9 protein-coding genes are annotated in these 10,000 nt (G+C 63.1%); 7 read left to right on the forward strand and 2 right to left on the reverse strand.

Annotated elements, in window-relative coordinates:
• The 7 genes from LDL37_RS06355 to LDL37_RS06385 form a co-directional block, all read left to right on the forward strand.
• Positions 1-549: FAD:protein FMN transferase (locus LDL37_RS06355; protein WP_290795739.1), on the forward strand; the 549-nt coding region annotated here is incomplete at its 5' end.
• Complete coding sequence (locus LDL37_RS06360) at positions 546-1,859, forward strand: NADPH cytochrome P450 oxidoreductase family protein (RefSeq protein WP_290795741.1); 1,314 nt, start codon at positions 546-548, stop codon at positions 1,857-1,859. The genes LDL37_RS06355 and LDL37_RS06360, both read left to right, overlap by 4 nt.
• Before the next feature lie 269 nt (positions 1,860-2,128).
• Positions 2,129-2,527: a hypothetical protein gene (locus LDL37_RS06365; RefSeq protein ID WP_290795743.1), complete on the forward strand. Its 399-nt coding sequence runs from the start codon at positions 2,129-2,131 to the stop codon at positions 2,525-2,527.
• 31 nt (positions 2,528-2,558) lie between these two features.
• Positions 2,559-4,079: a cryptochrome/photolyase family protein gene (locus LDL37_RS06370; RefSeq protein WP_290795746.1), complete on the forward strand. Its 1,521-nt coding sequence runs from the start codon at positions 2,559-2,561 to the stop codon at positions 4,077-4,079.
• A complete protein-coding gene (locus LDL37_RS06375; RefSeq protein WP_290795748.1) occupies positions 4,079-4,231 on the forward strand; it encodes a DUF2256 domain-containing protein in 153 nt (50 codons plus the stop codon). The genes LDL37_RS06370 and LDL37_RS06375 overlap by 1 nt, the downstream gene beginning before the upstream one ends.
• A 14-nt stretch (positions 4,232-4,245) precedes the next feature.
• Entirely contained in the window at positions 4,246-5,421 is a 1,176-nt protein-coding gene (locus tag LDL37_RS06380; RefSeq protein ID WP_290795750.1) for an aminotransferase, read from the forward strand.
• A 110-nt stretch (positions 5,422-5,531) separates the two neighbouring features.
• Complete coding sequence (locus tag LDL37_RS06385) at positions 5,532-7,031, forward strand: CoA-acylating methylmalonate-semialdehyde dehydrogenase (RefSeq protein WP_290795752.1); 1,500 nt, start codon at positions 5,532-5,534, stop codon at positions 7,029-7,031.
• 83 nt (positions 7,032-7,114) lie between these two features.
• On the opposite strand, the gene LDL37_RS06390 is transcribed toward LDL37_RS06385, so the two are convergent.
• Positions 7,115-7,792: a response regulator gene (locus LDL37_RS06390; protein ID WP_290795754.1), complete on the reverse strand. Its 678-nt coding sequence runs from the start codon at positions 7,790-7,792 to the stop codon at positions 7,115-7,117.
• A partial coding sequence (locus LDL37_RS06395) for a DUF4118 domain-containing protein (RefSeq protein ID WP_290795756.1) occupies positions 7,789-10,000 on the reverse strand: 2,212 nt, incomplete at its 5' end. The genes LDL37_RS06390 and LDL37_RS06395, both read right to left, overlap by 4 nt.

Here is a 10,000-nt window from a genome sequence, read left to right on the forward strand (position 1 = left end):
GACTGGCGCGCGCTTGACTGGCGGCCGGACGGACTCACGAAACCCGAAGGTCTCAAACTCGACCTTTGCGGCATCGCCAAAGGCTTTGCCGTCGATGCCGTGACCGACAGGCTCAAGGCAACGCCGGGGGTACATTCGGCACTGATCGAGATTGGTGGCGAATTGAAAGCGTTCGGCATCCGGTCCGAAGGTCAGCCGTGGTGGATTGAGATTGACCGCGCCGATAATGCGTCCGACACCGAAACCCTTGTGGCGCTCTGCGATCTGGCCGTGGCCACCACGGGCGACAGCCAGCGCTATTTTATCCATGACGGTGTGCGCCTGTCGCATACGATCGACGCCGCCACCGCCGCCCCGGTGCAGAGCGGCATCCGTCAGGTCAGCGTCTTTGATGCGCAGTGCTGGCGCGCCGATGCGCTGGCCACCGCTCTGATGGTCATGGGCGAACAGCGTGCCATGTCTTTTGCACAAACCCATGCTATCCCTTGTCTGATGGGGCTGAGCGACGGGCGTGAGGTGCTGAGCCCTGCCCTTGAGGACTGGCTATGATCGACTTCGTTACCACTGATCCGCTGCGCGTGGGACTGGCCGCCGGGGCCGGCGTGTTGTGGATGCTGATGAGCGGCGTCATGCTGACGCGCGGTCGCACCCGTGCGTCGGCCGTGGCCGTCGATGCCCTGATCCTCTCGGCCTCGCAGACCGGGCAGGCCGAAGAACTGGCGCGCCATACGCACAAGGCGCTGAGCACGGGCGGTCTGACCACGCGCCTGATGTCGCTGGGCAAGGCAACGGTCGAAGACCTGCAACAGGCCAAACTGGTGCTCGTCGTGGCCTCGACCACCGGTGTCGGGGATGCCCCGGACGACGGCGCGGCCTTTGAGCGCGCACTTATGTCTGCGCGTCCCGACCTGTCGGCCCAAAGCTTTGCCGTACTGGCCCTGGGCGACCGCAGCTACGAAGACTTCTGCGCCTTTGGCCATCGCGTGCACGACTGGTTTACCGCCTGCGGCGCGACGGCCAAAAAACCGATCACCGAGGTCGATGATCTCGATGCAACGGCCCTGAAACAGTGGGAATCCTACCTCAAGGAATGGGGTGGCGCGGCGATGCAAGCGGATAATCCCTTCGTCACGACGCCCCTGATCGCGCGCGAACGGCTCAATGCCCACAGCGCGGCGGCGGGGCTTTACGCCATTGATTTCGCAATACCCGAAGGCGCGACGTGGGTGGCCGGCGATCTGGCCGAAATCCTGACGCCGTCCGGGCACCGTCGCGACTATTCCATCGCCTCCCTGCCCGAAGAGGGGCGGGTGCGCCTGTTTGTGCGCGAAGTCATCAAGGCCGACGGCTCACGCGGCGAAGGCTCCGGCCTGCTGACGACGCTTCCCTTGGGCGAAAACGTGCCGCTGCGGCTGAAAACGCATAAGGGCTTCCAGGCCCCGTCGGGCAACGGTCCAGTGCTGCTGATCGCCGCCGGGTCGGGTCTGGCCGGCCTGCGGCCGCATCTGCTGGAATTGGCCGGGCGTGGGCGGGCGTGCTGGCTGATCTATGGCGAGCGCCATCCGCTGCACGATGGGCGTCTGTCTGATGAGATGCGCGGCTGGCAACACGGCGGGCGTCTCCGCAAGCTGGATCTGGCTTTTTCGCGTCCTGATGATGGCGTGAAAACCTATGTGCAGGACGTGATAGCCCAACAGGCCCCGGCCATCCGCGACTGGCTGGGGCAGGGCGGCAGCGTGCTGGTCTGCGGCGGGTTGGATATGGGGCGCGGAGTCGATGCGGCTCTGAAAGAGGCGCTTGGCCCGGACTGGCTGGAGGCCGCGCTCAGCGACGGGCGTTATCGCCGCGACCTGTATTGATCCAAAAAAGAACCCGCCTCAGACTGAGGCGGGTTTTGAGTGCACCGAGGATAATTGAGCGACAAGACGTCCCTCAGAAAGCGCCGGAAGGGGAGGCTGTCCGGTCCCGAACGCTTGAGACTATCTAACCCTGACTGCGCGCATTCGTCAATGAGAATTATTCGCATTATTGGCTTTGCAGGTTTCCGTTCACGGAAATGCGAATAGGTGCTGAGGCGATTTCGGTTACACTTGTAAGCGGATGCAATAACCGCGAGGGTACAAACCGCATGAAGTCAATGGCTGCCCTGCTTGGAGGTTTGTGTCTGGCCTTTGCAGCCGGGCAGGTGGCGGCGCAGCCGTGCGAGCGGACGATTACCCTCGATATCCGCACCATAGACTACAAATCCAAACCCTATGATCCGATGCTCAAACCTCTGCTCGACAAGGTCGATCCGGACACTGGCCGCATCGAACTGACCTTTGCCTCGGCACGGGTGCACCCGGAAATCGTCGATCTTCAAGCCGCTGGCCTCAAATACGTGCAGTCGAAGATCACGCTTCAGGGCTACGACCCCGCTCTGATCCAGCGTCAGGAGGTCATGCTGCCGCGCAGTTTTGCCGGCAAGGATGAGCTTTACCGCCTGATTGTCACCTATGGCCCCAAGGAACACGCGCCCGCCTGCTGAACCGTGACCGTGTGCGGGTCGTATTGGCCACATGGGTACACTCAGGCTTGTTCTTGCGGATCAGTTGTCGGCGCGGCTCGACATCCGAACCCGCGCCGATAAGGAAACCGACGTTTTTCTGATGGCGGAGGTGGCCGAAGAGGCCAGCTATGTCCGACACCACGTCAAGAAGATCGCCTTCCTGTTTTCAGCCATGCGCCACTACGCTGAGGCCTTGCAACAGGCCGGCTATCGCGTGCGCTATGTACGGTTTGATGATCCGGACAATACCCACAGCCTGAAGGGCGAAATCGAACGCGCCCGCACGGAACTGAACCTGTCAGACGTGCAGGTGACCGAGCCCGGCGAATGGCGGCTGAAGCAGGTCTTTGCCGCCATGGACGACCTAACCCTGCTCGAAGACAACCGCTTCCTCTGTTCGCCGCAGTGGTTTTCACGCTGGGCCGAAGGGCGCAAACAACTGCGTATGGAGTATTTCTACCGCGAAATGCGCCGCGCCCGCGGCATACTGATGGACGATGGCAAGCCGTGCGGTGGCGAATGGAATTACGACGCTGAAAACCGCGCGCCGCCGCGCGACGGTCTGGTCATTCCGCGCCGCCTTAGCTTCCGCAAGGATGCCATCACGCGCGAGGTGCTCGATCTGGTCGCCAGAGCCTTTCCGGACAATCCCGGTCAGCTTGAGCCCTTCCATTTTGCGGTGACGCGCTCGCAGGCGCTGAGAGAACTCGATCACTTTGTGGCGCACATCCTGCCGCAGTTCGGCACCTGGCAGGACGCCATGCTGGGGCGTGAGCCCTATATGTATCATTCGCTGCTCTCGGCCTATATCAATGCTGGTCTGCTCTATCCGCTGGAAGTCTGTCAGGCCGCTGAGCGCGCCTATCGCGAAGACGGTGCGCCGCTAAATGCCGTCGAAGGCTTTATCCGTCAGGTGCTGGGCTGGCGTGAATATGTGCGCGGCCTCTACTGGCATTCCATGCCAGACTATGGGGCGATGAATGCGCTGGACGCCCACGAAGACCTGCCGTGGTTCTACTGGTCCGGCGACACGCAGATGAACTGCGTTCGCACGGCGGTGGCGCATACTCTGGAGCACGCCTATTCGCACCATATTCAACGGCTGATGATTACCGGCAATTTCGCCCTGCTGGCCGGGATTGATCCAAAACAGGTGCACGAATGGTATCTGGCCGTCTATGCCGACGCCTATGAGTGGGTGGAACTGCCTAATACGCTCGGCATGGCGTTGCACGCCGACGGCGGGATTATGGCCTCAAAGCCCTACGCGGCGTCGGGCGCCTATATCAACCGCATGAGCGACTATTGCAAAGACTGTCACTATCGGTTCGATGTGCCGGTCGGTGAAAAAGCCTGTCCATTCAACGCCCTGTACTGGGATTTTATGGCACGTCACGAACAGCGTTTCCGCAAAAATCCGCGCCTGTCCTACGTCTATGCCAACTGGGCGCGCATGGGTGACGACAAGCAGGCGGCCCTGCGCCGACAGGCACAGGCGCATCTTCAGGCCATGCGCGAAGGCCGTCTGTGATGCCACGCGGGGTAAAGAAATCCGATCTGCCGCAAAAGACCTGTCAGGGGTGCGGCCTGCCCTTCACCTGGCGCAAAAAGTGGGAAAAGGTGTGGGCAGAGGTGCGCTATTGCTCGGACCGCTGCCGTCGGGCTAAAAAGAGCGCCCGATAACCGGAACCGCCCTCATGACCCTGCCGCCGCTCAATCCGGTCTATGCCGGGCTTGGCACGACCATCTTCACCACCATGTCGGCGCTGGCGGCGGAGACCGGTGCTATCAATCTGGGGCAGGGCTTTCCCGAAACAGACGGCTTCCCGGAGGTGCGTGAGGCCGCCGCCCGCGCCCTGATCGACGGTTCAAACCAGTATGCGCCAATGAAGGGGCAGGCCGCGTTGCTGGAGGCGGTGGCGGGGTTTTATAGCCGCACGCAGGGCCTCAGCCTTGATCCGGCAAAAAATGTGCTGATCACCTCCGGCGCGACCGAAGCGCTGGCGGCTTCGGTGTTCTCGCTGATTTCGCCGGGCGATGAGGTGATTGTTTTTGAGCCCCATTACGACGCCTATGCGCCCCTGATCGAACGCGCCGGGGGCGTGGTGGTGCGTGTGCGCCTCAGCCCGCCCGACTGGCGCTTTACCGAGGCGCAACTGACCAAAGCCTTTTCGCCGCGCACGCGCATGGTGATGGTCACCACGCCCAACAATCCGACCACCCGCCTTATGTCGCCCGAAGACTGGGCGCTGCTGGGGCGGTTCTGCATCGCGCATCAGGCCTATGTGGTGTCGGACGAGGTGTGGGAGCAGGTGGTGTTCGACGGTGCGGCGCATCACGGCGTGCTGAACGTCCCCGGACTGGAGACTTTGGGGGTCAAGATCGGCTCGGCAGGCAAACTGTTTGCCCTGACCGGCTGGAAGGTCGGCTTTGTCTGCGCCCATGAGCGCCTGATCAGCCAGATGGCCAAGGCGCATCAGTTCCTGACCTTCGCCACGCCGCCCATGCTGCAATCGGCCGTCGCCTTTGGTCTGGGCCTGCCCGACAGCCGCTTTGCCGAAGAGGTGGCCGCCCTTCAACGCTCGCGTGATCGCCTGCGCGCCGGGCTAGAGGCCGAAGGCTTCCGCACTTTGCCGTCCGAAGGCACTTATTTCCTCAATATCGACCTGCCGGGGTCGGGTGTGGTTCTGGACGGGCAGTCTTTTGCCTTGCGCGCCGTCAAAGAAGCCGGTGTGGCCACCATTCCGCTCGATGCCTTCTGCGCGCCCGGCGGCGAGGACCTGCCGGTTGTCCGCCTGTGCTTTGCCAAGAGCGATGTGACGCTGGATCGTGGCATTGAACGCCTCAGCGCCGCGCGGCAGTTGTTGAGCTGAGATTGCCTCTTTTCCCGTGTGAGAAATGCGCTAATCTGTGATCACAGTTTTAGCGCGTATCGGGTCCTAAAACCGGACCACTTTCCGGGATGCGCTTGTGGAGACACCCCATGCGACACATCTCACACTTTATCGGCGGTCGGGCGGTAGCGGGGGTGTCGGGCCGGGTGGGTGAGGTCTTCGATCCCAATACCGGCCGGGTGCAGGCGCAGGTCGATCTGGGCACGCCCCATGAGCTGGCGCGGGCCGTAGCGGTGGCGAAGGCCGCGCAGCCGGGCTGGGCCGCGCTCAACCCTCAGCGCCGCGCGCGGGTGATGTTCGAGTTCAAGCGCCTGCTGGAACGCGACATGGACGCACTGGCGCATCTTCTGGCGTCTGAGCATGGCAAGGTCATTTCGGACGCCAAAGGCGATATTCAGCGCGGGCTGGAGGTCGTTGAGTTCGTCTGCGGCATCCCGCACCTGCTGAAAGGCGAATATACCGAAGGGGCGGGGCCCGGCATCGACGTCTTTTCGCTGCGTCAGCCGCTGGGGGTCGTGGCCGGCATCACGCCGTTCAACTTCCCGGCCATGATTCCCATGTGGATGTTCGCCCCGGCGCTGGCCACCGGCAATGCCTTTATCCTCAAGCCGTCCGAGCGTGACCCCTCGGTGCCCGTGCGGCTGGCGGAGCTTTTGCTGGAGGCCGGTCTGCCCGAAGGCGTGCTCAATGTCGTGCATGGCGACAAGGTGGTGGTCGATGCCATACTCGATCACCCCGACATCCGCGCCGTGAGCTTCGTCGGCTCGTCCGACATCGCGCAATACGTCTATGGTCGCGGGTCGCAGAACGGCAAGCGGATGCAGTGCATGGGCGGGGCCAAGAACCACGGCATTGTCCTGCCTGATGCCGATCTCGATCAGGCTGTGGCCGATATTATGGGCGCCGCCTATGGCTCTGCCGGTGAACGCTGCATGGCCCTGCCCGTGGTGGTGCCGGTGGGCGAAGAGACGGCCGAGCGTCTTAGGCCCAAACTGCTGGCCGCCGCCGAAGCCTTGCGCGTTGGTGTCTCGACCGACGCCGAGGCCCACTATGGCCCGGTCGTGTCGGCGGCGCACAAGGCGCGCATCGAACACTATATCCAGATGGGCGTCGATGAGGGGGCCGAACTGGTGCTCGACGGACGCGGCTTTAAACTTCAGGGGCATGAGGACGGTTTCTTCCTGGCCCCCAGCCTGTTCGACCACGTGACGCCCGCGATGCAGACCTATCAGGACGAAATCTTCGGCCCGGTGCTGCAAATCGTGCGGGCCAAGACGCTGGAAGAGGCCATCCGCCTGCCGTCGCAGCACCCCTACGGCAATGGCGTAGCCATCTTCACGCGCAATGGCGACGCAGCGCGCGAGTTCGCCTCACAGGTCGAGGTCGGCATGGTCGGCATCAATGTGCCCATCCCGGTGCCGGTGGCCTATCACTCCTTTGGCGGCTGGAAGCGTTCCGGCTTCGGCGACCTCAACCAGTACGGCATGGACGGCGTGCGCTTCTACACCCGCACCAAGACCGTCACCCAGAGGTGGCCGCAGGGCGGGGTGGTGCGCGACCAGAGTTTTGTCATCCCGACGATGGGGTAGGGGCGTTTTTGTCCCTTAGCGGCCATGGGTCACTGTCGAGTTGCAGTGGGTGGGAACCGGACGCAGCGGCTTGTTGTCGCGCCCTAATCCTGAAAGCGATAGCCAATGCCGGGTTCGGTGAGGATAAAGCGGGGCTTTAGCGGATCATCTCTCAGCTTTTCGCGCAGGTGCTGGGTGTGGATGCGCAGGTAATGGGTCTGGTCCGAGGTGTGGCGATTCCACACCGCCTTAAGAAGCTGGGCGTGGGTCAGGACCTTGCCCGGATGGGCAATAAAGGCCGAAAGCAGCTTATATTCGATGGGCGTCAGGTGGACGTTTTCCCCCTCAAGCCAGACGCGCCGGGCGGCCGTATCGACCTTAAGCCCGTTACGCTCGAAGACCTGCGGCACATCGCTCTGCTTTTGGGCGTGGCGCAGCGCCACCTTGATACGGGCCAGTAATTCGCCGGGGGCAAACGGCTTGGTCAGGTAATCATCGGCACCGTTTTCAAGGGCTCTGATCTTGTCCGCCTCCTGTTCACGCGCCGACAGCACGATGATGGGGATTTGCGACCATTCGCGCAGGGACGGGATGACGTCCTGCCCGTCATGATCCGGCAGGCCCAGGTCAAGGATGAGCAGATCGGGGGCATTGAGCGTCAGCGCTTTCAGGCCGTCCTGCGCATTACCAGCTTCAAGCACTTCGTGACCCTGCGCAGACAGGATGGCGCGCAGATGGCGGCGGATATCGCCTTCGTCTTCGATGATCAGAACCTTGGTCATGCGGGGTGTGTATAGGCTGGCAGGGTAAAGATAAAGCTGGCGCCACCGGTGGGGTTGGTCTTGGCGTAGATCAGGCCGCCGTGGGCTTCGATTATGCCTTTACAGATCGCCAGACCCAGACCGTTGCCCTGAGCTGAGCGGTCAGAGCTTAGCCGGTCGGAAGACAGCCCCCCCGCCCGGTGGAACTTCTCGAAAATCTGGTCTTCTTCACCGGGGGGCAGGCCCGGTCCATTGTCACTGATCCGAACGCGGACGCGATCGGCGTCGGTTTCAAAGCTGAGGGTGATGATGCCGTCGTCCGATGTATGGGCGATGGCATTTTCCAGCAGGTTGATCAGGACCTGTTCGATCAGGGCCCCGTCGATATTGACCATCGGAATCTGGCCGCTCGTGACTGTACGAAGCTGGCGATCCCCCTTTTGCGGGTCAACGCGCTGCAACGCGGCCCCGGCGATTTCCTGAATGAGGTAGGGCCCGAAGTTGAGCTTGAGCTGGCCCGATGTGATGGCGGCCATGCGCAGGAGATTCGCCACGAACTTTTGAAGGCTGGTCAGATGCCCCCACAGGGAGGTCAGTTCATCGACCGCCTCACGCGGCAGCTTCTTGCGCATCTTCAGTAGCGAGGCGACCGCGCCGTTCATCACGGTCAGCGGCGTCTTAAGGTCGTGCGACAGCGAGGCCAGCAGGACATTGCGCAGCTTCTCATTCTCGGTTTCGACACGGGCGCTTTCGGCTTCCCGGCTTTGGCGGGCGCGCTGCAAGGCGCTGGCGATCAGGCTGGCGACGGTTTCAAACACCAGCCACTCGGCCCCGGTGAACTGACGCTCGCGGTGGCGCGGCGTTAGCCCCAGCACACCGGGTTCGCCGGGCAGGGGCACGTAGAGGCCGCTGGCGGACGGAAGGGTGTCGGTATGCCGCCCCGCGATCAGGCGGTTTTGGGCCACCCACTGCATGGCCCCCAACTCGCGGGGATCGGTTTCAGGGACGCCTGTGATCTGAGCGCCCTCGTTCCACAAGGCGACCTCGACATCAAAGGCCGTCGTCAGACCTCGCCGGACCGCATCGCCTATCTCATCAATGCCCCGCGCCGCCGAAAGGTCGCGGGAAAGGTCATAAAGCAAGCGGGTTTCGGCCTCGCCGCGGCGCGCCAGCCGGACGTGCAGGGACAGGCGTGCCGTCAGAGAGCCTACGATCAGCGAGGTCGCCAGCATGACGGCGAAAGTCAGGACATAGCTGATGTTGTCAAAGGTGAAGCTGTAATAGGGCTTGATAAAGAACCAGTTGAACGCCGCGACCGAAAGGACCGACGCCAAGATCGACGGCCCGATCCCATAGCGCGCCGCAACGATGACCACGCCGGTCAGGTATAGCATGACCAGACTGTCCGGGTCGATCATTTCGCGGAAGGGCAGGCCCAGAAGGGTCGAGACCCCGACGGCCACACCCGCCATCACGTAGTTGCGGGCGGCCGTGGCCAGAAGCGTGTGCCCGATCGCGTCCCGGGGCCGCGCTTCGGCCTGATCCGCCGTGAGCGTCGTAATCTCCAGTCCGGCCCCCTGAGCCATCAGCTTTTGTGACAGCGAGGGCTGGCCGAAGCGCCACCAGACGGGCCGGCTGTGGCCCAGCACCAGGCGCGTAAAGCCATTGTGGCGCGCGTAGTCAAGGATGGTGGCTGCGGCACCGCCAGCGATCAGACGCACGACGCGCCCCCCCAGCTTTTCGGCCAGCCGCAGATGGTGCTCGACCCTCAGCCGGGCCTTGTCGGACAGGGTTTCGTGCCGGTCCGTTTGCAGGTAGAGGGCGGACCACGGCGCGCGTGAGCGGTCGGCCATGCGCTTGGTATGACGGATCAGGCGTTCGGACAGGGCGTCCGGCCCCACCAACACCAGAATCTTGTCGCCTGTGGCCGCTTCGGATTGCCCCATGGCCGCGCTGAAGGCGTCATTATCCGCATCCACCCGCTCGGCGGCCCGACGCAGCGCCAGCTCACGCAGGCGGCCGAGATTGCCTTTTTTGAAGAAGTTGTCGGCGGCCCGCTGTGGCGCGCCTTCGGCGACATAAACCTTGCCTTCCGACAGGCGTTGCAACAGGTCTTCGGGCGGAATGTCGATCAGCGCGATTTCATCGGCTTCGTCAAACGCCACATCCGGCACGGTTTCCTTGACCCAGACGCCGGTCAGCCGCGCCACCACATCATTGAGGCTTTCG

It is taken from the genome of Asticcacaulis sp. (assembly GCF_020217185.1).
Classification (GTDB): Bacteria; Pseudomonadota; Alphaproteobacteria; order Caulobacterales; family Caulobacteraceae; genus Asticcacaulis.